This window comes from Streptomyces sp. S.PB5 (assembly GCF_030403745.1).
Lineage (GTDB): Bacteria > Actinomycetota > Actinomycetes > Streptomycetales > Streptomycetaceae > Streptomyces.
On sequence record NZ_JAQMWP010000009.1, the window covers coordinates 62,395 to 87,168 of the forward strand.

21 protein-coding genes are annotated in these 24,774 nt (G+C 71.0%); 12 read left to right on the top strand and 9 right to left on the bottom strand.

Annotated features, from left to right (window positions below):
* Together scy and mce are read right to left on the bottom strand one after the other, a co-directional pair.
* On the bottom strand, positions 1 to 3,915 hold the full coding sequence (scy, locus tag PH203_RS23905; protein ID WP_289922533.1) for a polarized growth protein Scy: 3,915 nt from the start codon (positions 3,913 to 3,915) through the stop codon (positions 1 to 3).
* Between the two features lie 231 nt (positions 3,916 to 4,146).
* Entirely contained in the window at positions 4,147 to 4,587 is a 441-nt protein-coding gene (gene mce / locus PH203_RS23910; RefSeq protein ID WP_289922534.1) for a methylmalonyl-CoA epimerase, read from the bottom strand.
* 147 nt (positions 4,588 to 4,734) lie between these two features.
* Here mce and PH203_RS23915 point away from each other — a divergent pair, with 147 nt between their 5' ends.
* Both PH203_RS23915 and meaB read left to right on the top strand, forming a co-directional pair.
* Entirely contained in the window at positions 4,735 to 5,937 is a 1,203-nt protein-coding gene (locus tag PH203_RS23915; RefSeq protein ID WP_289922535.1) for an acetyl-CoA C-acetyltransferase, read from the top strand.
* A 54-nt stretch (positions 5,938 to 5,991) separates the two neighbouring features.
* Positions 5,992 to 6,948, top strand: coding sequence for a methylmalonyl Co-A mutase-associated GTPase MeaB (meaB, locus tag PH203_RS23920; RefSeq protein ID WP_289922536.1), 957 nt, complete (start codon positions 5,992 to 5,994; stop codon positions 6,946 to 6,948).
* A 1,259-nt stretch (positions 6,949 to 8,207) separates the two neighbouring features.
* On the opposite strand, the gene PH203_RS23925 is transcribed toward meaB, so the two are convergent.
* Positions 8,208 to 8,846: a PepSY domain-containing protein gene (locus tag PH203_RS23925; RefSeq protein WP_289922537.1), complete on the bottom strand. Its 639-nt coding sequence runs from the start codon at positions 8,844 to 8,846 to the stop codon at positions 8,208 to 8,210.
* Positions 8,847 to 8,989: 143 nt separating this feature from the next.
* Between PH203_RS23925 and PH203_RS23930 the strand changes: the two genes are divergently transcribed.
* Both PH203_RS23930 and PH203_RS23935 read left to right on the top strand, forming a co-directional pair.
* Entirely contained in the window at positions 8,990 to 9,658 is a 669-nt protein-coding gene (locus tag PH203_RS23930; protein ID WP_289922538.1) for a response regulator transcription factor, read from the top strand.
* Positions 9,655 to 11,097: a HAMP domain-containing sensor histidine kinase gene (locus PH203_RS23935; RefSeq protein ID WP_289922539.1), complete on the top strand. Its 1,443-nt coding sequence runs from the start codon at positions 9,655 to 9,657 to the stop codon at positions 11,095 to 11,097. Before PH203_RS23930 ends, PH203_RS23935 begins: the two co-directional genes overlap by 4 nt.
* A 12-nt stretch (positions 11,098 to 11,109) precedes the next feature.
* Here PH203_RS23935 and PH203_RS23940 read toward each other — a convergent pair whose 3' ends face one another.
* The 4 genes from PH203_RS23940 to PH203_RS23955 all read right to left on the bottom strand — a co-directional run bounded on the left by PH203_RS23940 (position 11,110) and on the right by PH203_RS23955 (position 13,760).
* Entirely contained in the window at positions 11,110 to 11,586 is a 477-nt protein-coding gene (locus PH203_RS23940) for a MarR family transcriptional regulator (protein WP_289922540.1), read from the bottom strand.
* A gap of 95 nt (positions 11,587 to 11,681) precedes the next feature.
* Positions 11,682 to 12,479, bottom strand: coding sequence for an AIM24 family protein (locus tag PH203_RS23945; RefSeq protein ID WP_289922541.1), 798 nt, complete (start codon positions 12,477 to 12,479; stop codon positions 11,682 to 11,684).
* Positions 12,476 to 13,126 carry an AIM24 family protein gene (locus PH203_RS23950; RefSeq protein WP_289922869.1) on the bottom strand — a complete coding sequence of 217 codons (651 nt, stop codon included), beginning with the start codon at positions 13,124 to 13,126 and terminating at the stop codon, positions 12,476 to 12,478. Before PH203_RS23950 ends, PH203_RS23945 begins: the two co-directional genes overlap by 4 nt.
* A 1-nt stretch (position 13,127) precedes the next feature.
* Positions 13,128 to 13,760 carry an AIM24 family protein gene (locus PH203_RS23955; RefSeq protein WP_289922870.1) on the bottom strand — a complete coding sequence of 211 codons (633 nt, stop codon included), beginning with the start codon at positions 13,758 to 13,760 and terminating at the stop codon, positions 13,128 to 13,130.
* A 467-nt stretch (positions 13,761 to 14,227) separates the two neighbouring features.
* Between PH203_RS23955 and PH203_RS23960 the strand changes: the two genes are divergently transcribed.
* From PH203_RS23960 to PH203_RS23990, 7 genes are all read left to right on the top strand, one after another.
* Positions 14,228 to 14,575 carry a DUF3817 domain-containing protein gene (locus tag PH203_RS23960; RefSeq protein WP_289922542.1) on the top strand — a complete coding sequence of 116 codons (348 nt, stop codon included), beginning with the start codon at positions 14,228 to 14,230 and terminating at the stop codon, positions 14,573 to 14,575.
* Positions 14,572 to 14,865 carry an MTH1187 family thiamine-binding protein gene (locus PH203_RS23965; protein WP_289922543.1) on the top strand — a complete coding sequence of 98 codons (294 nt, stop codon included), beginning with the start codon at positions 14,572 to 14,574 and terminating at the stop codon, positions 14,863 to 14,865. Before PH203_RS23960 ends, PH203_RS23965 begins: the two co-directional genes overlap by 4 nt.
* Positions 14,866 to 15,016: 151 nt before the next feature.
* Positions 15,017 to 15,781: a hypothetical protein gene (locus tag PH203_RS23970; RefSeq protein ID WP_289922544.1), complete on the top strand. Its 765-nt coding sequence runs from the start codon at positions 15,017 to 15,019 to the stop codon at positions 15,779 to 15,781.
* Positions 15,778 to 16,458 carry a DUF4166 domain-containing protein gene (locus PH203_RS23975; protein ID WP_289922545.1) on the top strand — a complete coding sequence of 227 codons (681 nt, stop codon included), beginning with the start codon at positions 15,778 to 15,780 and terminating at the stop codon, positions 16,456 to 16,458. The genes PH203_RS23970 and PH203_RS23975 overlap by 4 nt, the downstream gene beginning before the upstream one ends.
* Positions 16,455 to 17,105 carry a TetR/AcrR family transcriptional regulator gene (locus PH203_RS23980; protein ID WP_289922546.1) on the top strand — a complete coding sequence of 217 codons (651 nt, stop codon included), beginning with the start codon at positions 16,455 to 16,457 and terminating at the stop codon, positions 17,103 to 17,105. Before PH203_RS23975 ends, PH203_RS23980 begins: the two co-directional genes overlap by 4 nt.
* A 448-nt stretch (positions 17,106 to 17,553) precedes the next feature.
* Positions 17,554 to 19,347: a cellulose synthase catalytic subunit gene (locus tag PH203_RS23985; protein ID WP_289922547.1), complete on the top strand. Its 1,794-nt coding sequence runs from the start codon at positions 17,554 to 17,556 to the stop codon at positions 19,345 to 19,347.
* 3 nt (positions 19,348 to 19,350) lie between these two features.
* Positions 19,351 to 21,306: a kelch motif-containing protein gene (locus PH203_RS23990; protein ID WP_289922548.1), complete on the top strand. Its 1,956-nt coding sequence runs from the start codon at positions 19,351 to 19,353 to the stop codon at positions 21,304 to 21,306.
* A gap of 25 nt (positions 21,307 to 21,331) precedes the next feature.
* Here PH203_RS23990 and PH203_RS23995 read toward each other — a convergent pair whose 3' ends face one another.
* Entirely contained in the window at positions 21,332 to 22,330 is a 999-nt protein-coding gene (locus tag PH203_RS23995; RefSeq protein WP_289922549.1) for a glycoside hydrolase family 6 protein, read from the bottom strand.
* 59 nt (positions 22,331 to 22,389) lie between these two features.
* The gene (locus PH203_RS24000) at positions 22,390 to 23,436 is read right to left on the bottom strand and encodes a DUF5937 family protein (protein WP_289922550.1); all 1,047 of its coding nucleotides are present in this window, start codon (positions 23,434 to 23,436) and stop codon (positions 22,390 to 22,392) included.
* A 114-nt stretch (positions 23,437 to 23,550) separates the two neighbouring features.
* Between PH203_RS24000 and PH203_RS24005 the strand changes: the two genes are divergently transcribed.
* Positions 23,551 to 24,774: an MFS transporter gene (locus PH203_RS24005; RefSeq protein ID WP_289922551.1), complete on the top strand. Its 1,224-nt coding sequence runs from the start codon at positions 23,551 to 23,553 to the stop codon at positions 24,772 to 24,774.

Sequence of the window (24,774 nt, forward strand, 5' to 3'; positions counted from 1 at the left end):
CTAACTGTCTGACGACTTGCCACCCGAACGAGGGGCGCCGACGGAGACGCCGGCCTTGACGCCGCCGTCCTTGCCCGCCGCAGGGGCCTCAAAGGATTCCAACGCCTCCAGGACGTCCTGGACACGGGAGATCTCGGCGTTGATGTCCTCGCGGCGGCGCACCAGGATCTCCAGCTCGCGCTTTCCTTCCTCGACCGTGCGCCTGGCCTCGCGGATCGCCTCCGCCTTGAGCTCCTCGGCCTCCTTGATGAGCGCCGACTTCTTCTGCTCGGCCTCCTTCAGAAGCCCCTCGGCCTTCTTCACGGCGGCGATGCGGACCTTGCCCGCCTCGGAGTTGGCCTCCGAGACCAGCTCCTTGGCCTTCGCCTGCGCCTTCGCGAGCTGCTCCTCGGACGCCTTGATGAGCGCGTCGCAGCGGTCGCCGGTCGACTTCATCGTCTCGGCGGCCTCGCGGCGGGCCCGCTCGTGCAGCTCCTCGATCTCGGTCGTGATCCGGTCGCGCAGCTCCTCGGCACGCTCCCTTATGGCGGTGGCGTCCCGGCGGGCGCCGACGAGCAGCTCGTCCGCGTCCGTACGGGACTTCTCCACCAGCGAGTTGCCTTCGACCGTCGCCTCGGAGACCAGCCGGTCGGCCTCCTTGCGGGCGGCGCCCACCATGGTGTCGGCCTGCGCCTCCGCCTCCGCGGTCGTCTTGTGCGCCTGCTGCTGCGCCTCGGTGAGCAGCTTGTCGGCCTCGGCCGTGGTCTCCGTGATGAGCGTGTCGACCTGCTCGGCCACGTCCTGGCGCCGCTTATTGGCGTCCTTGCGGGCCTCGTCGAGGGTGCGATCGGCCTCCTCGCGCGCGGTGCCCACGAGCCGCTCGGCCTCCGCCGCCGCCTCCGCCTTGACCCGCTCGGAGTCGGTGCGGATCCGCTCGGCGTGCTGCTGGGCGGAGCCGACGGTGTCGGCGGCCTCGGCACGCAGCCGCTCCGCGTCCCCGGTGGCGTCCGCGATCAGCTTCTCGGCCTTGGCGATCGCCTCGGCCCGCACCCGCTCGGCCTCCGCGGCGGTCTCCTGGCGCAGCCGCTCCGCCTCGGCGACCGTGTCCTGCCGCAGCCGGTCGGTGTCCGTGATCGTCTCGGTGGTGAGCCGCTCCGCCTCGTTGCGCGCCTCGGTGATGAGGGTGTCCGCCTGCGTAGCCGCGTCCGAACGGATCCGGTTGGCGTCCTCGCGGGCGTCCGCCCGGGTCCTGGCCGCGGCCTGGTCGGCCTCGGCGAGGGCGTCCGAGGCCTCGGTGCGCAGCCGCTGGGCGTGCTCGGCGGTCTCCGAGCGCAGCCGCTCGGCCTCCGCGATCGCGTCCGTGACGGTCCGCTCGGCCAGCGCCTTGGCGGCCTCGGTCTCCTCGCTCGCCTCCCGACGGACCCGGTTGGCGTCCTCGGTGGCCCGCTCCCGCTCGGCGTAGGCGTCCGCGCGGACGCGGTCGGCCTCCTCCTGGGCCTCGCGCCGGGTGCGCTCCGCCGCGTGGTCGGCGGCACTGCGCAGCCCGGTGATCTCCTCCTGGGCCTGCTCGTGCAGCCCGGCCACGGAGTCCCGTACCTGCTGGGCGTGCTGCTCGGCCGCCGACACCATCTCGGTGGCGCGCCGGTCCGCCTCCTCGACCAGGCGCAGCGCCTCGGCCTGCGCCTCCTCCACGCGGCCCCGCGCCGCGGCCAGCAGCTCATCGCTCTGCTCGCGGGCCCGCTCACGCTCCTGGTCGGCCTCCTGACGGGCCGAACCGAGGGTCTCCTCGGCCTCCCGGCGACGCCGTACGGCCTCCTCCTGCGCGGCCGCCAGCGTCTCGGACGCCTCCGTCGCCAGCCGCTCGGCGGCGGCCTGCGCCTCCGCGCGCACCCGGTCGGCGGTGTCCTGGGCCTCCGCCTTCAGCTGCTCGGCCTCGGCCGCGGCCGCCGAACGGAGCCGTACGGCGATGGCCTCGCCCTCCGCGCGGGACGCGGACGCGTCGGCCGCGGCCTCGGTGCGCAGCCGCTCGGCCTCCGCCTCGGCCTGCTGCTGCAGGGTGCGGATCCGCTCGGTGGCCTCGCTGCGCAGCCGGTCGGTCTCCTCGGCGGCCTCGCGGCGGATCCGCGCGGCCTCCTCACGGGCCTCCGTCAGCGCCTGCTCGGCGGCGGCGAGCCGCTCCTCGGCCTCGGTCTGCAGCCGGGTCAGCTCGTCGGCGGCCTCGGTGCGGCGGGCCTCTATGGCGCGCTCGGTCTCCTCGCGCAGCTCCAGGGCGGCCCGCTCGGCGTCCGCCTTGATGCCCTCGGACTGCTCGACGATCTCCGCGCGGTGCCGCTCGGCCTCCGCGCGGGTGCGCTCCAGGGTCTCCTCGGCCTGCCGGCGCAGCGTGGTCGCGCGCTCGATGGCCTCGGTGCGGACCCGCTCGCTGTCCGTCGTGGCCGTCTGGCGCAGCTCGTCCGCGTCCTGCTTGGCCTTGGCCAGCAGCTCCTCGGCGGTCTTGGCCGCCTCCTCGATCTGCTGGACGGCCTCCTTGCGGGCCTCCGCGCGGATCTTCTCGCCCTCGGCGACCGCGTCGGCGCGCAGCTGCTCGGCCTCGCCGCGCAGCCGGCGGGCCTCCTCCTGCAGCTCGACCGTCTTGGCGCGGTACTCCTTGGTGTCGTCCTTCGCCGAACCCTTGAGCTGCTCGGCGATGTCATGCGCCTCGGCCCGCAGCCGGTCCGCCTCGGCCTCGGCCTCGGAACGGATCCGCTCGGCCTCCTCGGCGGCCGCCTTGGTGGTCTTACGGGCGTCCTCGGACGCCTTGTTCAGGACGTCCTCGGCGGTCTTGGCCGCCTTGCCCAGCTGGGACGCGGTCTCCTCGGCGGTGATCGTGCGGGCCTTCTCGGCGGCCTCGGCGACGATCTTCTCGGCCTCCGCGCGGGCGTCCGCGACGACCTGCTCGGCGTCCGCCTTGGTGGTCTCGGCCTCCTGGTTGGCCTCGTTGACCAGCCGGGCGACCTGCTCCTTGGCGGTCCGGATGCGCTGTTCGTTCGCCGACTCGGCGCTCGCGAGGGCCTTCTCGGCGTTCGCCTTCGCCTCGGTGACCAGCTTCTCCGCCTCGGCCTGCGCCTTGCGCAGCGCCTCCTCGGCCTCCGACCTCCGCTGCTCGGCGGCGCGGCTCAGCTCGGTCGCCTGACGGCGGGCGGTGTCCGACTCGGTCGCGGTCGAGGTGCGCAGCTGCTCGGCGTGGTCGGTGGCCTCCTGGGCCTGCGTGGACGCCGCGTTCAGCAGCCGCTCGGCGTCCGTGCGGGCCCGGCGCAGCAGCTGCTCCGCCTCCGCACGGGCCGACTCGGCCTCGCTCTGGAGCCGCTGGCGGGCCTCGGCTGCGACCCGCTCGGCCTCGGCACGGGCGGCCGCCATGGCCTGCTCGGCCTCCGCGCGGGACTCCTCCAGGAGCCGGCGGGCCTGCGCCTCGCTGCGGGACCGCAGCTGCTCGGCCCACGCCACGTTCTCGTTGACGTGCGACTCGACGGTCTGCCGGCGCTCGGCGAGCTCCTGGTCCAGCTGCTGGCGGCGGGTGACCGCCTCCTGGTGCAGCTCCGCCTGGAGCCGCGCCGCGTTCTCGGCGTGCTCCTGGAGGATGCGCTGTGTCTGCGCCCGGGCCTGGCTCAGCTCCCGCTCGGCGTCCTGGCGCAGCTGGTCGGCCTGGATCTGGGCGTTGCGGAGCATCTGTTCGGCCTGATAGCCGATGTCGCCGCCGTCATAGGACGGTCGGGACATGATGGTGCGACGCGCCTCGTGCAACTTGGCGCGCAGCACCTCGACCTGGTAGCCGAGGTCCTCGGCGTGCTGGATCGCCTTCTCCCGCTCGGTCTTCAGCCGATCCATCTCGGCCTCGAACCGAGAGAGGTGGTCGACGTCAGCCGCCGGCTCTCGCTCCTGGCGTTCGTAGCCCCGCACTGCGCGGTCCCATCCGTCCCCTGGTCGCATGTCTGGCCAAACGAGCTCCGTCCATCCACCGAACGGGGCCCCCGGGGAATGGTGTCAGATCAACGGCGGAGCATGGGCTGCAGCCCCGACGCTCGTCCCCCGAAACCCGGACCCCGGCGTGGTCCCGCCGAAAGACAGGACCCGGTCGCCCTGGGTGGAGCGGCGACCGACCCCAACCCTACCGGCCCATATGTACGCGGGTCAGTGCTCAGGTGACTCAACAGGCGCCGAAGTGACCAGTTCTGTCAGTACGCCGTGGCAATCCTTCGGGTGCAGGAAGGTGATCCGTGACCCCATGGAGCCGCGTCGCGGCTCCTCGTACAGAACGCGTACGCCCTTGTCCTTGATGTCGGCGGCGTCGGCGTCGACGTCTGCCGTACCGAAGGCGATGTGGTGCACACCCTCGCCGTTCTTGGCCAGCCACTTGGCGACGGTGGAGTCCTCGCGGGTGGGTTCGAGGAGCTGCAGGTAGGAGGCGCCACCGTCGGACGTGTCGTTGATCTTGAGCATGGCCTCCCGTACGCCCTGCTCCTCGTTGATCTCGGAGTGGAACACTTCGAAGCCGTAAGTGGCTTTGTAGAACTCGACGGTCGCGTCGAGGTCGTGGCAGGCGATCCCGATGTGGTCGATTCGCGTCAGCATGCTGTCAGTGCAGCGCTCCCGCCGCGGAAGCGCAACGTGCGAGCGATCACACCGACGGCCCGGTGACGGCACGGAGTGCCACTCAGTACATTCGAAGTAAACCCTCGTTCACTCCTCAGCTGTGCAGCTGAAAGGGGATCGCACCTCATGTCTGGTTCGAACAGCACGACGTCCGTCATCGTCGCGGGCGCCCGTACTCCCATGGGTCGGCTGCTGGGCTCCCTCAAGTCGTTCTCCGGCGCGGATCTGGGCGGATTCGCGATCAAGGCCGCCCTCGACCGTGCGGGGATCGGCGGCGACCAGGTGCAGTACGTGATCATGGGCCAGGTCCTCCAGGCCGGTGCGGGCCAGATCCCGGCCCGCCAGGCCGCGGTCAAGGCCGGCATCCCGATGAACGTCCCGGCCCTCACCGTCAACAAGGTGTGTCTGTCCGGCCTCGACGCCATCGCGCTCGCCGACCAGCTGATCCGCGCCGGTGAGTTCGACGTGATCGTCGCCGGCGGCCAGGAGTCCATGACCAACGCACCCCACCTGCTCCCGAAGTCCCGCGAGGGCTTCAAGTACGGCGCCATCGAGATGCTCGACGCCATGGCGTACGACGGCCTGACCGACTCCTTCGAGGGCATCGCCATGGGCGAGTCGACGGAGAAGCACAACACCCGCCTCGGTATCCAGCGCCCCGAGCAGGACGAGATCGCCGCCCTCTCCCACCAGCGCGCCGCGGCCGCCCAGAAGAACGGCATCTTCGAGGCCGAGATCACCCCGGTCGAGATCCCGCAGCGCAAGGGCGAGCCGGTCGTCTTCAGCAAGGACGAGGGCATCCGCGCCGAGACCACCGCGGAGTCGCTGGGCAAGCTCCGCCCGGCGTTCACCCGGGACGGCACCATCACCGCCGGCTCCGCCTCGCAGATCTCCGACGGCGCCGCCGCCGTCGTCGTGATGAGCAAGGCCAAGGCGCAGGAGCTGGGTCTGGACTGGCTCGCCGAGATCGGCGCCCACGGCAACGTGGCAGGGCCGGACAACAGCCTCCAGTCCCAGCCGTCCAACGCCATCCTGCACGCCCTGAAGAAGGAGGGCCTGGAGGTCTCCGACCTCGACCTGATCGAGATCAACGAGGCCTTCGCCGCCGTCGCCGTCCAGTCAATGAAGGACCTCGGCGTGTCCACCGAAACGGTGAACGTCAACGGCGGTGCCATCGCCCTGGGGCACCCGATCGGCATGTCCGGCGCCCGTCTGGTGCTGCACCTGGCGCTGGAGCTGAAGCGGCGCGGCGGCGGGGTCGGCGCGGCCGCGCTGTGTGGCGGCGGCGGTCAGGGTGACGCGCTCATCGTGCGGGTACCCAAGGCCTGAGGTCCGTAGGTTTTCCGAGTTCAACGGTCCAGGTTCTCTGCGAACGGAGCTGTGATGCAGGACGTCTCCTCTCTGGTGGCCCAGGCGAGGGAGGGCAGGCCACGGGCCGTGGCCCGGCTGATCTCCCTGGTGGAGGGGGCGTCCCCGCAACTCCGCGAGGTCATGGCGGCGCTGGCCCCGCTCACGGGCAACGCGTACGTCGTCGGCCTGACCGGCTCACCGGGCGTCGGCAAGTCGACGTCCACGTCCGCGCTGGTCACCGCGTACCGCAAGCAGGGCAGGCGGGTCGGCGTCCTGGCCGTCGACCCGTCCTCGCCCTTCTCGGGCGGCGCCCTGCTCGGCGACCGGGTGCGGATGTCGGACCACGCCTCCGACCCCGGCGTGTACATCCGCTCGATGGCGACCCGCGGCCACCTCGGCGGCCTTGCCTGGGCGGCCCCGCAGGCGATCCGGGTCCTGGACGCGGCGGGCTGCGACGTGATCCTCGTCGAGACGGTCGGCGTCGGTCAGTCGGAAGTGGAGATCGCCTCCCAGGCCGACACCTCGGTCGTCCTCCTCGCCCCGGGGATGGGCGACGGCATCCAGGCGGCCAAGGCCGGAATCCTGGAGATCGGCGACGTCTACGTCGTCAACAAGGCCGACCGTGACGGCGCCGACGCCACGGCCCGCGAGCTCAACCACATGTTGGGCCTGGGCGAGTCCCGCGGACCCGGCGACTGGCGCCCGCCGATCGTGAAGACGGTCGCCGCGCGCGCGGAAGGCGTCGACGAGGTCGTCGAGGCCCTGGAGAAGCACCGCGCGTGGATGGAGGAGCGCGGCGTCCTCGCCGAGCGCCGCCGCGCCCGCGCCGCCCGCGAGGTGGAGACGATCGCCGTCACGGCCCTGCGCGAGCGCATCGGCGACCTCCACGGGGACCGCCGCCTGGACGCCCTCGCGGAGCGGATCGTCGCCGGTGAACTGGACCCGTACCGGGCGGCGGACGAACTGGTGACGGGGCTGACGCAGGGCTGAGGCGGCGCCCCGATCGACTCCCGTGCGCCGCGGATACGTCGATCCACATGTTCCTCTCGCAGGCATGGAGCGCACACCGAGCCGAGACCGAGCACATCGCTCCCCCGGCTCCCGGGTGTCCCTTCTTCCGCCTCTCCTCCGAGGAACCCGCCATGTCCGCGTCCCACGCGCGCGTGCTGCGCATTCCCCTTGCCCCCGCACCTTCGCCGCCGCCCTCGTCGGCAGGCTGTCGTCCGGCACCGTCCCGCTGTCCCTGATGCTCGCCGTGAACCGTGCCTCCGGCTGAGAGGTGAGGGACGGGGGTCTTCCGATCCGTTACGACGATGGAGGGGGCGGGGCGGCGGGGGTGCCCGCGTCTTCCGGTTCTGTCGCAGTGGTGGTCGAGGAGGCTCCTCAGGCATCTCCTTCCGGCCCCGTCGCGGAGGAGGCTGAGGCGCCCAGGCCTCCGGCCGACCTCGCTCAGACGTCTCTTCCGGTTCCGGGGCCGACGCGATCTTCCCCGGGGCATCCGCGCCCGCCGGTGCCACCGAGGCTTCCGCTACCGCCGGGGCGCCGGCGACCTCCGCAGGCCGCGGCTCCTGCGCCCGCGGAGACACGGACGGTCACCCGGTCCTGAGGCGCATCAGGCGGCCCGTCATCGCCGCGGTGGCCGTCGTGTGGCGTGGTCGGGCCGAGGCGCAGGGGGCCCTGGCGGTCGTACGACGTGTTCGGCGGGCGCGGCCGGGGAAGCCGCGCCCGCCGTGTGGGGGGTGTCGCCGGCCCGGCGGAGGGAGGCCGGGCCGGCGGTCGGGAGGGTCGGTCGTCGGGGCGAGGGGCCGCCGTGGGGTACCCCGGCTGCCTGGGGCACTGCGGGGACGCTCTCCGACGTGGGCGGGGTGTTCGGTGTGGGGGTCCTGGCGGTCGCTGTGGGGGTGATCGCCGGTGGGGTGAGGGGTGCTGTCGGATCGCCGCCGTTGAGCGTCGGCGATTGCTGAGGGAACGCTCACGGCCGGGGGCGAGGGGGCGGAGCTGTGAGGGCCCCGGCTGCCTGGGGCGCTTCGGGGACTCTCTCCGACGCGGGCAGGCGTTGGTGCGGGGACGGTCGCCGGTGGGGCGAGGGGGTGCTGTCGGATCGCCGCCGTTGAGCGTCGGTGGTCGCCGAAGGAACGCTCGCCGCCGGAGGCGACAGGCCGCTCTCGGATCGATCGCCCCCAGGGACCCGCGGTCCTCGTCGGAGCGCGGCTCGGTCCCCCAGGGGCGGTCGGTCGTCTACCGAGCTGTCAGTCGTCGTGGTCCGCCGTGAGCTTGCCCGTGTTCAGGGCGGCCTTCCACTCGGAGGTCTTCTTGTCCTTCACGGTGTCCACGGACCAGACCACGGTGCCGTTGTCGTCGTCGGCGCCGATCTCGGTGACCGTGCCCTTGGAGGCGGCCGCCAGGGCGATCTCGTGGGCGTCGAACTCGGCGCTCTTCAGGGCGGCCGGCTCGGCGCGGTCTTCGCTGTCGTCGTCGGAGTCGTCGTCGCGGTGGGCGCCGAGGACCTTGCCGGTGTCCGGGGCGACCTTGACGCTGTACTCGGTGCCGTCGCTCTTCATGACGTCCACGTCCCAGGTGCCGTCGTCGAGGTCGGCGGAGACGGCGGTGCCCGGGGTGTGCTTCAGGGCGGCCTCTATGGCCTGGGCGGCGGTGATGTCGCCGGTGGTGACCGTCGTACGGTCGTCGTCGATGCCGTTCACGTCGTCGGCGTCGTCGTTGCGGTCGTTCACGTCGTCGGTGTCGTCACGGTCCACGACGGCCTGTGCGGCGGCGCTCGTCCGGCCCTGGGGCGTCGTGTCGTCGTCGCCTGCCGCGAAGGCCGCGACGGTTCCGCCGGTGACGAGGGCGGCGGCGGTCAGGGTGGCGATGACGATGTTCCGCTTCATGGGGGTTCCTGCCTCTTCGATCGACTTCACTCGGTCTCGGCGATTCGCTCGCTTTCGACGTGAACAAACATCGCCGACCGACGCTGAGGAGAACCTGAAGGCACCTGAAGCGATCTTCAGCTTCGCTTTGCGAACCTTTACGCATGCGCCTGTTGATCGTGGAGGACGAGAAGCGGCTGGCCCTGTCACTGGCGAAGGGCCTGACCGCCGAGGGATACGCCGTCGACGTGGTCCATGACGGCCGGGAAGGCCTGCACATGGCCACCGAGGGGACGTACGACCTCGTGATCCTCGACATCATGCTGCCCGGCCTCAACGGCTACAAGGTCTGCGCCGCCCTGCGCGCCGCAGGCCACGACGTGCCGATCCTGGTGCTCACCGCCAAGGACGGCGAGTACGACGAGGCCGAGGGGCTCGACACGGGCGCCGACGACTACCTCACCAAGCCCTTCTCGTACGTCGTCCTCGTCGCCCGCATCAAGGCGCTGCTGCGCCGGCGCGCCCAGGGCCCCGGCGCCTCGCCGGTTCTCGTGCACGGCGATCTGAAGGTCGACACCGCGGCCCGCCAGGTCTTCCTCGACGAGGACGAAGTCACCCTCACGGCCAAGGAGTTCGCCGTCCTGGAGCAGCTCGTCCTGCGCCCCGGCGAGGTCGTCTCCAAGGCGCAGATCCTGGAGCACGTCTGGGACTTCGCCTATGACGGCGACCCCAACATCGTCGAGGTCTACATCAGCGCCCTGCGCCGCAAGCTGCGCTCCGGGCTCATCAGGACGGTCCGGGGCGCGGGTTACCGGCTGGAGACGGCGCGATGAGAAGGCTTTTCGGGTCGGTGCGGGCGCGGGCGACGCTGGGCGCCACGCTCGTCGTCGCCGTGGCGCTGGTGGCGGCGGGGGCGGCCGTACTGCTGTCGCTGCGGTCCAATCTGGTCGATCAGGCGGGGACGAAGGCGGAGCGTGAGGCGCGGGACGTCGCCTCCCAGCTGCTGACCGTGAAGAGCCTCGGCGAGCTGGACCTGGACGACGAGAACCCGGTCCAGGTCGTCGACGGGAGCAAGACGCTGGTCGCGGCCAGTGAGGGTCTGGAGCGGATCAGCGGCACGGACACCGACGAGGTGAAGGCGAAGGCGCAGTCGGCCGGCACGGGCGCTACCGGCGGGACGACCGGGACGACCGACACGGATGACTCCGACGACGGTGACGCGGACGACGACACCGCGTCCCAGGACGTCGGCGAGATCGGCGACGTGGCGTTCACCGACGGCTCCGCGACGGTCGGCGGCGACACCGAGGACTACCGCTTCGCCGCCGTCCCGGTGGAGACCCGGACATGGGGCGAACTCACCGTCTGGGCCGGTGGCTCCCTCGGCGCCGAACAGAGCGCCGTGGACACCGCCACGACCGGCATGCTCACCGGCTTCCCCCTGCTGATCGGCGTCGTCGCCGCCGCGACCTGGCTGGTCACCCGCCGCGCCCTGCGTCCGGTGGAGGGCATCCGTCGCGAGATGGCCGCGATCACCGCCTCCGAGGACCTCGCCCGCCGCGTCCCCGAGCCGGACACCCATGACGAGGTCGCGCGCCTGGCCCGTACGACCAACGAGACCCTGGCCGCCCTGGAGACCTCCGTCGAGCGCCAGCGCCGGTTCGTCGCCGACGCCTCGCACGAACTGCGCAGCCCGATCGCCTCCCTGCGCACCCAGCTCGAAGTGGGCGCCGCCCACCCGGAGTTGCTGGACGTCCCGGGCGCGGTCGAGGACACCGTACGACTGCAGCGGCTCGCCGCCGATCTGTTGCTGCTCGCCCGGCTGGACGCGGGGGAGGGGCCCGGCGACAAGCGGCTGGACCTCGCGGAGGTGGCGCGGCGGGAGGCACGGGGGCGCGAGGGGGTGACCGTCGCGGCCGTGGACGGCGTGGAGGTGGCCGGGTCCCGGAGCCAGCTGGAGCGGGTGGTCGGCAATCTGCTGGACAACGCGCAGCGGCACGCCCGTGAGACGGTCGCGGTGACCGTACGGCGGGACGGGGCGTCGGCGGTCGTGGAGGTCGCCGACGACGGGGACGGGGTGGCCGAGGCGGACCGGGAGCGGATCTTCGAGCGGTTCGTACGGCTCGACGAGGCGCGGAGCAGGGACGACGGCGGCGCCGGGCTCGGGCTCGCCATCGCCCGGGACGTCGCCGCCCGCCACGGCGGCACCCTCACGGTCCGCGACGCACCGACAGGCGGAGCCCTGTTCGAACTCCGCCTGCCGCTCGCCTAGCCGTCGGTGCGGTTACGGGCGCCCGCGCTGTCCGCGCAGGTGCTCGGCGATGGGCTTGAGCGACTTGTCGAGTTCCGCCAGGGACTCGGGGTTGAGCAGATCGATGAAGTGCCGCCGCACGGACGCCACATGGTGCGGCGCGACCTTCTTCATCGTTTCCATGCCGTGCTCGGTGAGGACCGCGTACAGACCGCGGCGGTCCGACTCGCAGTTCTCACGCCGCACCAGGTCCGCGTTCTCCATGCGGGTGATCTGGTGCGAGAGGCGACTCTTGGACTGGAGGGTGGCGGACGCGAGATCGCTCATCCGCATCCGTACGCCCTCCGACTCGGAGAGATTCACCAGGATCTCGTAGTCGTTCATTGTCAGGCCGAACGGCTGGAGGTCCTTCTCTAGCTGGTACGTCAACAGCCTGTTGACCTCCAGGTGGGTGCGCCAGGCGCACTGCTCCGCATCGGTCAGCCAGGGCGTAGCCGTCTCGGTCTCCATGAATGAAGTCTACCTAAGAAGTTGAAAGGCGAACTAGTGAGGGTTGGGGCGTGACGGCGTGCACACGTTCGACGTCACACTCCGCAGACTACCGCTCACAGCCCGAAGCGACGCTGGAGGTCTCCCAGCTGTCCGGGAAGGCGCGGTGTGCCCGCTTGCTGTGAGGGGCCTGTGGACGGTACCCCGGAACCGGGTACTCCGGCCTGCTGCGGGACCGCGCCCGTGGCCTGCTCCGCCATGAGCGCCTCGGTGGACTGGAGCAGCACGGTGCCAGCTCCCACGAACTCGAACTGATGCTCCTCCCCGGAGGCCCCTCCGAGGCCTGTCATCGCACGTAGACCGCCCATCAGGCCGGTCATGTAGCCGTGGTCGTAGTGATGGCACGGCGACGGGCAGTCGGCCCAGCCGACGAGCGCCTGCGGGTCCACCCGGATCGGGGGTTCCATGAACACCACCGGCCCGTTAGATGCAGCCACGAACTTCCCGGTTCCGATCAGTGTCAGAAAACCCGGCACGATCGATTGCTTGAGGGCAAGACTTGGCTGAAAAGCGAGCAGATTGCCCGAGCGAATGGTGAGGTTGCCGTCCTCGAGGTCGTACGAGTTCACATCGAAGGCACGGTCGGCGAGGAGCATCTTGCCCGAGCCCTCGGCCACGACCCAGTCGCTCGCGTGCAGAGGCGAATGGAAGGACGTACGGACAAGTCGGTCCAGACGTCCGTGCCCGATGCCGTTGAAGTCGATCGAGCCGTAGTAGGCGATCATCTTCCCCTTCTGCAGGAACCACTGGCTCCCCTTGAGCTCCACGCAGAAGGTGTAGTTGTTGACGTTGTCGTCGACGGGCAGCGTCATGGGGTCGTACACGGTGGGGCCCGCGCCCGGGTAGGTGCTCACAGCTTCTCCTCCGACGCCTGGACGTACACCGCACCATTGCCGCTGAGCTCCAGCTGGAAGGCCTCGCCGGAGCCGCGGCCCACCATGTCGCGCCAGCCGAGCGCGGTGGAGAGCTTGTTGCGCACGTCCCCGTGGTGGGCGACGTACGCCTGCGGGTCGACATGGACCGGCCGCCCCGGGGTGATCGGCAGCTCGATGACACCGCCGTGGGCCATCACGGCGACCGCGCCCTGGCCCTTGAGGGTGGTGGTGAACAGCCCCTGCCCGCTGACCTGGCCCCGGACCATGCCCATGACGCCGCCCTGCGAGCCCAGGAACATCGTGCCCTGCGTCAGGGTGCCCTCGAAGGCGAGCAGCCGGTCGGCCTCGACGTACAGGGTGTCGCCGGAGAGGCGGATCACCTGGACGTGGTGGCCGCCGTGCCCGAACAGCACGGTGCCGCTGCCCTCCACGGTCATCAGCGGCGTCGCCTCATTGGCGACCCGGCGCCCGATCATCGACATGATCCCGCCCTGACCGCCGGTCATGTTGGGCGTGAAGGACACCTCGCCCTTGTAGGCGAGCATCGCCCCGCGCTGGCTGAACAGCCGCTGCCCGGGCATCACGGTCGCCTCGATCATCTTCGAGTTGAGCTCACGGAAGGTCATCTCAGACATCCCCCGCGATCGTGTTCCGCTCGCTGGGCTGGACGTACACCAGGCCGTCCCCCTCGAACCGGATCTGGAAGGCCTCGCCGCCACCCTCGCCCATGAGTGTGCGGAACGTCACACCGGACTGGAAGGACTGCCGCAGATTCCCCTGGTGCGCGATGTACGCCCCCGGGTCCACGCTCAGCGGGTACTGCGGGCTGACCCGGAGCACCACGGCCGGCCCGTCCGAGGTGATGGCCGCCTGGCCGTGGCCCTCGACGGTGGTCGTGAACAGTCCGTTGCCCTGCGAGGCGCCGCGCAGGCCGGTGAACGTCGTCCCGGTCCTGAGCGAACCGTCGGTCGCGAGCAGGTTGCTCGACTCCACGTAGAGCTTGTCGCCCTGGAGGCCGACGAGATTGATCTCGGAGGCGCGGTCGGCGAACCAGCAGGTGCCCTGGCCTCTCACCTCCATCACCGTCATCTGCTCACCGGTGATCCGCCGGGTCACCATCCCGCGGATCCCCTCACCGCCCCCGCTGAGCTTCTTGAACGCCATCTGCCCGTCGTACGCGACCATCGAGCCGTTCTTCGCCTTCACGAAGTCCCCGGTCATCTCGACGGCGAGCACCTTGCTGCCTTGAAGTCGGAACATCGCCACGTCGTGACGGTAGCCCGGTGGGCGGCTCCGCCGACAGGGTCCGTGGGTGGAGACGGACCCTGAGATCGGCTTCGGGGGTCTGTACGGGTTTGGCTTCGGGGTCTGTGCGGGTTCGGTGGGGGCGGGCGTTTTGCGCAGTTCCCCGCGCCCCTGGATGCCTGCGGCGCAGCTGCGGGCCCGGTGGGGGCGTGTGGGGCGCATCGGGGCCGGTGGGTGGGTCGGGGCCGGGGTGGGGGGTATCCGTCCTCGGTCCGGCGGCTCGGCCTGTCGACATGTGCTGGGTGACGGACGCCGGCCGCTGCGGGCGGACACCCCCCACCCCGTCCCCTGCGCGCCGTACGCGGCGCGCGGCTCATCGTGGCTGCCCCCGCACGCTGGTCCCCCTCAGCCGTTTGCCACAATGGACAGACGTTTGTGCACGCATTCACAAAGCGTAGACGCCCCTCCACCGAAGGTGACCCGTGGACCTCAAGACCGCCAGCGCCCTCCGCCGCCTCCGCCTCGTCTCCGCCCCCGAGGCGGTCTCGTTCCTGCTCCTGCTCGTCTGCTCGGTCCTGAAGCGCACCACGGACTTCAACGCGGTGCCCGTGATGGGCATGGTCCACGGCGTTCTCTTCATCCTGTACGTGATCTTCTGGGCGGACGCCTGGAGCCGAGCCAAGTGGCCGTTCGGCACCGCCGCCCTCTACTTCGTCCTCTCGGTCCTGCCCACCGGCGGCTTCTTCGCCGAGCGCAAGCTCAAGCGCGAGGCCGAGAACGCGGTCATCGCCTCCCGCGCCCGCCAGGAGCAGGCGGTGAAGACGTCGTGATCGTCGCTTTCTCCGTGACGCCTCTGGGTGTCGGCGAGGACGTGGGGGAGTACGTCGCCGACGCCGTACGGGTCGTCCGCGAGTCGGGCCTGCCCAACCGGACCGACGCGATGTTCACCTCGATCGAGGGCGACTGGGACGAGGTCATGGACGTCGTCAAGCGCGCCGTCGCCGCGGTCGAGCAGCGTGCCCCGCGGGTGTCCCTGGTCCTCAAGGCGGACATCCGCCCCGGTGTGACGGACGGTCTGACCTCCAAGGTGGCGACGGTGGAGCGACACCTCGCCGAGTAGGGGCAGCCCGATGAACCCCGGTCCCGCGCGGACCGGGGTTTTCTTGTGCCTGATGTTTGAGCGATCGCTCAAATAGGTGTACGGTCCTGCCAGCAATGTTTGAGCAGTCGCTCAAAAAATACTGAGAAGGCCAGCTCACAGGGGGATACGCATGGGGCAGCAACGTGGGCTCTACATCGAGGCACACATCCGCACCGACCTCGACGACCTCTGGTCCCGCACCCAGGAGCCGGCCCAGCACCAGCGCTGGGACCTCCGCTTCACCGACATCGACCACCTCCCGCGCGCGGAGGGCGCTGCGCAGCACTTCCGCTACGCCACCCGCGTCCTGCCCGGCCTCACGATCGCCGGCACCGGCGTCTCGGCCGGCGAGAAGGAACGCTCGGACGGCACCCGCACCTCGGCCCTCCGCTTCAGCTCCCCGCACCCCCTGTCCCTCCTAGCCGAAGGCAGCGGCTACTGGCGCTACGTCCCCGACGGCGACGGTGTCCGCTTCTTCACGGGCTACGACTACCGGCCGCGCTGGGGCCGCTTCGGCGCGACGGCCGACCGCTTCCTCTTCCGCCCCCTGATGGGCTGGGCCACGGCGTGGTCGTTCGACCGCCTCCGCCTCTGGCTGGAGTGGGGCATCAGCCCGGAACGGGCCCGCCTGAACTGGCTGGTCGAGATGGTCGCCCGCACCCTGCTCCTGATCGCCACCGGCGCGGGAGTGCTGACGGAATCGGTACTCCCCGCCTTCGGCCCGCTGGCCGTACTGATGGCGTTCTGCTGGCCGCTCATGCTCACCGTCGTGTTCTTCGCGACCCTCTTCGCACCACCGCTGCCCTGCACACCGGCGGCCCGCCGCTGTCTGCGCCGGCCTCCCACGCGGGTTCGCGCCCCGCGTCTCCTGCGCACCCTGGAGAACCCGCGATGACGTCGATCTTCCGCACGGTGATGGGCCCGGCCTTCGACGGCCTCCATCCCCAGCTCCAGCGCCGCTTCTCGGTCGGCCTGACCACGGGCGAGGCCTGCACCGGCCACGGGGTGATGGACCGCATCTGGCACGGCGGCGCCTTCGTGAAACCGTTCCTGGCCCTGGGCACGACACGCAACATCCTCGTCCCCCGTACCGGGCGGAACATCCCCTTCGTCATCGAGAACGTGCCGTACACGGACACCTACGGCCGTGAGACGGTGACCTTCGTGCGCACCTTCGACCTCCCCGGCCGCCCCCGCCGCTTCGACGCCCAGATGGTCCTCGGCCCCCAGGGCGACCGCATCCTCGACTACCTCGGCACCCATCAGCACCTGGCCAGCGACCTCCACTTCCACGCCGAGCCCGACGGCTCCCTGCTGATCCGCTCCGGCGAACACCGGTTCAGGGAGGGCATGGTGGACGTACGCGTGCCGGAACTGATCGGTGCGACGGCCGAGGTCCGGGAGTCGTACGACGACGCGACCGGCCGTTTCCGCATCCAGGTCAAGGTCGTCAACAAGCACTTCGGCCCGCTCTTCGGCTACGAGGGGAGCTTCAGGGCGACGTACACGGACGTCCGTGCCCGCGGTGTCCGTCCCGGTCTGCGGCCCGTCCGCGAGGAGTCCCGCGCGTGAGCCCCGAGACACCGAAGTCGCTGGAGACGAAGACCAAGCTCATCGAAGGCGCCCTGCGCACCCTCGTGGAACAGGGCATCGCGAAGGCATCCGCCCGTACGATCGCCTCGACGGCGGGCGTCAACCAGGCCCTGGTCTTCTACCACTTCGGCTCCGTCGACGAACTCCTGGCCGCGGCCTGCCGATACGGCGCCGAACAGGCGGTCTCCCGCTACCGTCCCCGCTTCGACAAGGTGGGCTCCCTCTCCGAACTCCTCGTGGTGGGCAGGCAGATCCACGAAGAGGAACGCTCCGGCGGCCACGTGGCCCTCCTGGGCCAGCTCCTCGCCGGCGCCCAGACCCACGAGAGCCTCGCGGCGGCGACCGCGGCGGGCCTGGAGACCTGGATCACGGAGATCGAGAAGGTCCTCAGACGGGTCCTGGCGGGCACCCCCTTCGAGGAGTTCACCGATCCGGCGGGGCTGGCGAAGGCGGTCGCGGCGTCCTTCGTGGGCATCGAGCTGTACGAGGGGGTGGACATGCCGGGGGCGACGGCGGCGCTGGACGCGCTGGAGCAACTGGGTGTCCTGGTCACGGCGTTGGAGGAACTCGGGCCGGTGGCCCAGCGGGCGGTACGCCACCACTTGCGCCGCACGACCCGCCGCTGACCTTGTTCTCGCCCCCGCCGCCCCTACCCGTCCCGTCCCTGGGGGCTGTCGCCCCCAGACCCCCGCTTCGGCCCTGAAGGGGCCTCGGACGGGCTGAGTGACGCGGACCGGCGTCGAACAGGGCATCGCATCGCACCCGCACCGGCGCAACGGCGAGCAGGGGACGTGCCGGGGGGTGTCCGCCCGCAGCGGCGGGCGTCCGACACCACGCACCCCTGAAAGAAGCCGAGCCGCCCGACCGAGGACGGACACCCCCCGGCGCGGCCCCGACCCCCGATGGCGAGTAGTGCGCAACGCGAACCCCCACCCCACCCGCGCAGGCCGCCGCAGGCACCCCGCCCCACCGCCGGAGGCACACGGCACACCCACCTGGACCCTCCCAGTTCGACACGCCCGGAAATCTCCACTTTTGTGTGGGTATCGGCTCGTTCGAAAACTGGAGGGCGCTGTGCGGCCGGAGGGCTATGACTACGACACCCACAGCCGACTTGCCGGACCGCTCACGGAGCCGTCCGCCGACGAGTACCGGGTGCAGTACGCCTCGCTCCTCGCACGCGAGCCGCACCGGATACGCGCGGTCCTCCTGATGACCCTCGCGCCGATCCTCACCGGCGCCCTGCTCGTCTACCTCGTCTGGCCCACCCACTGGGTCGAGCGCGAGGGCGGTGACGAGTGGATGGTCGGCCTCGACATCACCATGCTCATAGCCATCGGCCTCATCGAGCTGTTCATGGTCGTCAACGTCGCCTCTGTCGCCCACGCGACCCTCGTCGCCCGCGACCCCGTCCCGGTCACCCCCGAACCCGGCACCCGCGTCGCCTTCCTCACGACGTACGTCCCGGGCAAGGAACCCCTGGAGATGGTCCGCGCCACCCTCGAAGGCGCGACGAAGATCACCCACACCGGCCCCGGCAGCGTTCTCGACGTGTGGCTCCTCGACGAGGGCGACGACGAACAGGCCAAGGCCCTCTGCACCGAGCTCGGCGTACGGCACTTCACCCGCAACGGCGTCCCCGAGTGGAACCGCCCCAAGGGCGTCCACAAGGCCTGCACCAAGCACGGCAACTACAACGCGTGGATCGCCATGCACGGCGACGAGTACGACTTCTTCGCTTCCGTCGACACCGACCACGTCCCGCTCCCCAACTTCCTCGAACGGATGATGGGTTACTTCAGGGATCCGGACGTCGCCTTCGTCGTCGGCCCCCAGGTGTACGGCAACTACCACCACCCCGTCACCAAGGCCGCGGAGTCCCAGCAGTTCCTTTTCCACGCCCTCATCCAGCGCGCCGGCAACCGTTACCGCGCCCCCATGTTCGTCGGCACCAACAACGTCGTACGCATCGCAGCCGTCAAGCAGATCGGCGGCCTCTACGACTCGATCACCGAGGACATGGCAACCGGCTTCGAACTCCACCGCCACCGCAACCCCGCCACCCGCCGCCACTGGCGCAGCGTGTACACCCCGGACGTCCTCGCCGTGGGTGAGGGCCCCGCCTCGTGGACCGACTTCTTCACCCAGCAGATGCGCTGGTCACGCGGCACCTACGAGACCCTCTTCAAGCAGTACTGGAAGGCCCCGTTCACGATGCCCCCGGGCCGCCTCTTCTCGTACACGATGATGCTCGTCTACTACCCGATGACGGCCGTCAACTGGTTCCTCGGCATCCTGAGCTGCGTCCTGTTCCTCTGGTTCGGCGCCTCCGGCACCCAGGTCGCCGCATCCGTGTGGCTGATGCTCTACAGCGACGCGGCCGCCCTCCAGATCGGCCTCTACCTCTGGAACCGCCGCCACAACGTCTCCCCGCACGAACCGCAAGGATCGGGCGGCCTGGCGGGCATGGCGATGTCGGCCCTCTCGGCGCCGATCTACCTGAAGTCCTTCGGCGAGGCCCTCGTCCGCCGCCCCAGCCGCTTCGTGGTCACCCCCAAGGGCGACGGCGCCAGCCCCGACCGCCTCCTCACCTTCCGCATCCACCTGTTCTGGGCGACCGTCCTCGTGACCTCCCTCGCCGCCTCCGTCGTCCTGAACCACACGCACATCGCGATGCGCACCTGGGCGGTCCTGGCGACGGCGATATCCCTGGCCCCGGTCGCGGTGTGGCTCGCCACCCGCCTCAAGGAACGCCAGACCCACCGCTCCACAGCCACAACCACAGCCAGAGCCACCACCGCCCGCCCCGTCGACGGCACCGAGCCCGCCCTCGCCACCACCTCCAGCACCACGACAGGAGGCGACTAGGCCATGCCCTACCAGCCGTCCCAGCGCACCAAGAAGACCGTCCTCGGCATCGGCGGCATCGCGATCCTCGCCGGCCTCAACGCCCCGGCGGCCCTCGACTTCGCGGGCGAGCGGTACACCGCGTACAAGATCGCCCAGCCCGGGTACAAGGCGAAGTACGGGAGTTGGACCAAGGTCGACATCCCGGAGGAGTACCGCACCAACGCCATCCACGCGGCGCTCCTGCACACCGGCAAGGTCCTCATCGTCGCGGGCTCCGGCAACGAGCAGGAGAAGTTCGACGAGGGCTCCTTCGACACCGTCCTCTGGGACCCCACCGCCAACACCTTCAAGAAGATCCCCACCCCCGACGACTTCTTCTGCTCGGGCCACGCCCAACTCCCCGACGGCCGCCTCCTCGTGGCCGGCGGCACCGCCCGCTACGAGCTCCTCGAAGGCGAGGTCGACCGCGCCGGCGGCGGCATGCGCGTGAAGAACGAGAACCCCGACAAGGCGATGTTCCTGAAGAAGGGCACCCGCTTCCGTTCACCGGCCGGGGTCGAGTACGTCACGAAGTTCGGCGTGACCGTCCCCAAGGCGAAGAGGTCCTTCAAGGTCACCTACAACGCCCGCGGCGTCATGCAGCCCTGGCAGACGAAGGTGACCGCCGCCGAGTCGCGCGTCTTCGTCGAGGCCGTCGAGAAGGGCCCGATGTCCGTCACCGAGAAGCAGGCCCAGTACGAGATCGTCGGCCTGAGCGGCAAGGACGCGGACAACACCTACGGCCTCTCCGAGAAGATCACCCTCGACAAGCAGGACTTCCAGGGGATCCGCGCCGCCTACGAGTTCGATCCGCTCGCCGAGAAGTACATCCCGGTCGACCCGATGGACAAGGCCCGCTGGTACCCGACCCTGGTCGGCCTCGACGACGGCCGTGTCCTCGCCGTCTCCGGCCTGGACGACGTCGGGATGATCGACCCGGGCGACAACGAGATCTACGACCCGAAGACCAAGAAGTGGTCCCGCGGGCCCAAGCGTTACTTCCCCACCTACCCCGCCCTCTTCCTCACCAAGGGCGGCAAGCTCTTCTACCCGGCCTCCAACGCCGGTTACGGGCCGGCCGACATGGGCCGCGAGCCGGGCCTGTGGGACCTGAAGACCAACACCTTCACCAAGGTCCCCGGCCTGCGCGACCCCGACGAGACCGAGACCTCGGCCTCCCTCCTCCTGCCTCCCGCACAGGATCAGAAGGTGATGATCCTCGGCGGCGGAGGCGTCGGCGAGTCCAGGAGGTCGACCCCGCGCACGGCCGTCGTCGACCTCAAGAAGGACAACCCGGTCTTCGAGGACGGCCCCAACCTCCCCCAGGGCACCCGGTATCTGAACAGCGTGATCATGCCGGACGACACCGTCTTCACCGCCAACGGCTCCGAGGACTACCGCGGCCGCAGCGCCAGCAACATCCTCAAGGCGCAGTTCTACGACCCCAAGGACAACGTCTTCCGCGAGGCCGCGGCCCCGACGGTCGGCCGCAACTACCACTCCGAGGCACTGCTGCTGCCCGACGGAAGGGTCGCCAGCTTCGGCTCCGACCCGCTCTACGACGACCAGCAGAACACCAAGCTCGGCCACTTCGAGCAGCGCATGGAGATCTTCACACCGCCCGCCCTGCACAGAGGCGGCGCCGACCGCCTCGTACTGAGGGACGGGCCGAAGGAACTCGACGAGAACCACCGGGTGACGTTCCGCACGGACGACGCGGACCGGATCGTCAAGGCGCGGCTGATGCGCCCCAGCGCGGTGACGCACACCACCGACGTCGAGCAGCGCTCCATCGAACTCGGCATCACCAAGAACGCCAGGGCCGTCACCTTCGACGTACCGAAGGACCCGTCGCTGGTGCCGCCCGGCTGGTACATGCTGTTCGCGACGGACGCGGACGGGACGCCGTCGGAAGCGAAGTGGATCCAGGTGAAGTAGCGGCCGGCCGAGGCCGACCGGAGTGTCAGCCCTGGGAGTTGCGCGCCAGCCCCAGGGCGTACTCCGGCCACCACTGCCCGGCGTTCGGACCGCCCTCGCAGGTGCCGTCCGACTCGCCGGGCCGCTTGACCCAGAGATAGGCGTCCAGGGCCGGCTCGCCGGTGGTGGTCGTCGGACGGGTGCCGAGCGCCCGGCCCGGCGGGTTGCACCAGACCCCCGGCAGCGGCCCGTTGCCGTTGCGGCTGCTGTCGATGACGAAGTGCTTGCCGCCGAGGTCCTCGGAGAGATGCAGGCCGTACTCCTTGGTGACCTCGTCGGTCTGGAAGTTGGAGACGTTCAGCGCGAACCCGTCCGCCTTCTCCACCCCCGCCCGGTGCAACGGCTCGACCAGCTTCCAGGACTCCCGGATCCAGGACGGGTTGCCGGCGTCCAGATACACCTTGGTGTTCGGCTGCTGCTTCAGCCGGTCGATCGCCTCGCTCAGCAACTGCTCGCGCTCGGCGTGGTATTCACCGGGCGTGCAGCCGTCCACGATGTGCGCGACCGCATCGGGCTCCAGCACGACCAGTGCCTTCGCGGAGCCCAGCGCGTCGGCGAACTTCCCGATCCACGCCCGGTAGGCGTCCGCGTCCGCCGCCCCGCCCGCCGAGTGCTGACCGCAGTCCCGGTGCGGGATGTTGTACGCCACGAACAGCGCCGTACGGTCCTCGGCCGCCGCCGAGGCCGTCGCCGCCCGCACCGTCGGCCCGGGGTCGATCTCCCCGGCCGGCCACAGCGCGGCCGGCTGGTCCGCGATCCGCCGCAGCAGCGCCGCGTCCTGGGCGCGCCCCTCCCGCTGCCACAGCAGCACCTGCTCGGCGGCGGGACTGTTCGGATCCACCCAGAACGGCGACGCCGGGTCCGGGCCCTCCTTCCTGCTCGCCGCGCCGGCGACGGAGGCCTCGTCGACGTCGGACGCGGACGAGCAGCCCGCGGCGAGCGCGAGGACGGTGAGGGCCGCGAGGGTGTGGGTCAGCCGGGACATGCTGCTCCCTTGCGCAAATGTGACGTTACGTGATGGTTTGTTACCCATCGTCACATGGATCACTTGTCCGAGCCGGACGGGGAGGGGCGTGTGTCGGGTGCGGGTTCGACGGGTGCGGTTTCGTCGCGGCCGGCCCCGCTGAGCGCGATGCCCAGCGGCGTCCGCTCGTACAGGACCTGATGGCCGTATCGCCTCGACGTCAGCAGACCCGACGCCCGCAGGACCGACAGATGCGCCGACACGGACGACGGGGCGAGGCCGAGCCGGTGGGCCAGGGCCGTCGTCGTGGCCGGTTCGCCGAGGTCGGCCAGTACGGCGGCCCGCCCGCGTCCCAGCAGCCGTACGAGCGCGTCGGGCGTACGGTCGTCCGGCTCGGTCCACAGGCCGCCGATGCCCCGCGCCGGGTACGCGAGAGTCGGCTGCCAGGGCGCGTCATAGGTGCTGACCACGTCGGGCCAGATGAACACGCTCGGCATCAGCACCAGCCCCTGTCCTTCCAGCCGGCGCTCGTGCTCGCCCCGGAACTCGACGGTCAGCGTCCCGGCGTCCCACCCGAACCGCCCGCTGATCTCCGGCAGCAGCCCGCCGAGCCCTACCTCGGCGAGCCGTCGGGAGTGGAAGGCGACGTCGGCCTCCAGCAGGGCGCGCAGCCGAGGCCAGTCCGGGGCGACGAGGGTGTGCCAGACCTCCTCCATCGCGTCGGACAGCTCCCGCACCATCCGCACGGGGTCCCGCAGCCAGGCCCGGCCCTGAGCCGACTCCAGCGCGCCGGGCGTGCACGCGAGCGACTTCGCGGTGTCCGCGCGGGCGGCCACCGGGTCATGAGCCCGTACGGCCGCGATCTCCTCCTCGAAGGTGGCCGCGGGGCCTGTCGGCGGCGGACTCAACCAGTCGGGGGAGTGACCGCGGCGAGGCATCAGCATCCACAACGCCGTCAGATCCAGCTCGGCGGCCGCGGCCCGGATCCGGCGCAGCCAGGGCGCGTGGTAACCGTGCCGTTCGGGCCGCTTGAGGGTGCGCACGACCTCCTGGGTCTCCCAGAGCGGAGAGATCGCGAAACGGCACCGGAGGAAGTCGTCCTCACCGAAGTGGAGTCGAGAGGGCATGGAGGTTCCTGACCGAGGAGAGACGAGGAGAGACAGGGATGAGGGCCAGGACGGAAGATTCGGCCACGGCCGAAACTCTAGGCCGCGAGCACGGCCGCGGCCACGCTGCTGCACATGACGGACGACGACACGCTCACCGCCACCACCCCACCGGCCACCGGCTACGCCCGCGTCCTGGCCGTACGCGAATTCCGTGCCGTCTTCGCCGCGCACCTGCTCTCCCTCCTGGGCGTGGTGATCAGCGAGATCGCCCTCTCCGTCCTCGTCTACGACCTCACCGGCTCCCCTCTGCTCAGCGCCCTGGCGTTCGCGCTCGGTTTCCTGCCGTACGTCGTCGGCGGCACCCTTCTCGCCGGGGTCGCCGACCGCTTCCCGGCCCGGCGGGTGCTGGTGGTGTGCGACCTGGTCTGCGCGGCGTGCGTGCTGCCGATGACGGTGCCGGGGGCGGGGATCGCCGTACTGCTGAGCCTGCGCTGCTGTCTGGCGGTGGTGGCGCCGGTGTTCCAGGGGACGCGGATGGCGACGCTCGCCGACATCCTCGGCGACGGGGACCTGTTCGTGCTCGGGCGCTCGCTGCTGCGGATCGTGTCGCAGAGCGCGCTGCTCGCGGGGTACGGGGTGGGCGGGGTGCTGCTGACCGTGGTGTCGCCGCGCCATGCGCTGCTGATCACGGTGGTCACGTTCGGGGCGTCGGCGGTGCTGCTGCGCTTCGGGACGCGGCGGCGGCCCGCGCGGGCGGGGGCGGGCGGTGCGTTGGTGACGGAGTCGCTGAAGGGGGCCCGGCAGGTGCTCGCGAACCGCCGGGTGCGGGTGCTCCTGCTGCTCTTCTGGGTGCCGCCGATGTTCGCGGTGGTGCCGGAGGCGCTGGCGGCGCCGTACGCGGACGAGCTGCGGGTGGGCTCGGTGGGGCTGGGTCTGCTGATGTGCGCGCTGCCGGTCGGTGTGATCGCGGGGGAGCTGTGGGCGGGGGCCCGGCTGCGGCCGTCGGCGCGGGAACGGATCGCGCTGCCGCTGGTGTGCGTGATGCTGCTGCCGTACGCGGGTTATGCGCTGCACCCGGGGCTGGATGTCTCGCTGCTCCTCCTGTTCGTCTCGGGGGCGGGATCGGCGTACACGCTGGGGTTGGACCAGTGGTTCGTGCGGGCGGTGCCGGAGGAGCTGCGGGGGCGGGCGATGACGTTGCTGACGGCAGGGCTGATGACGATCCAGGGGGTGGGGATGGCGCTCGCGGGGGTGGCGGCGGAGTTCGTGGGGGTGACGGTGACGGTCGCGGGGGCGGGGCTGCTGGGGGCGGTGTGCTGTGCGCTGCTGGCTGTGGAGGCCCGGCGGACCGAATGA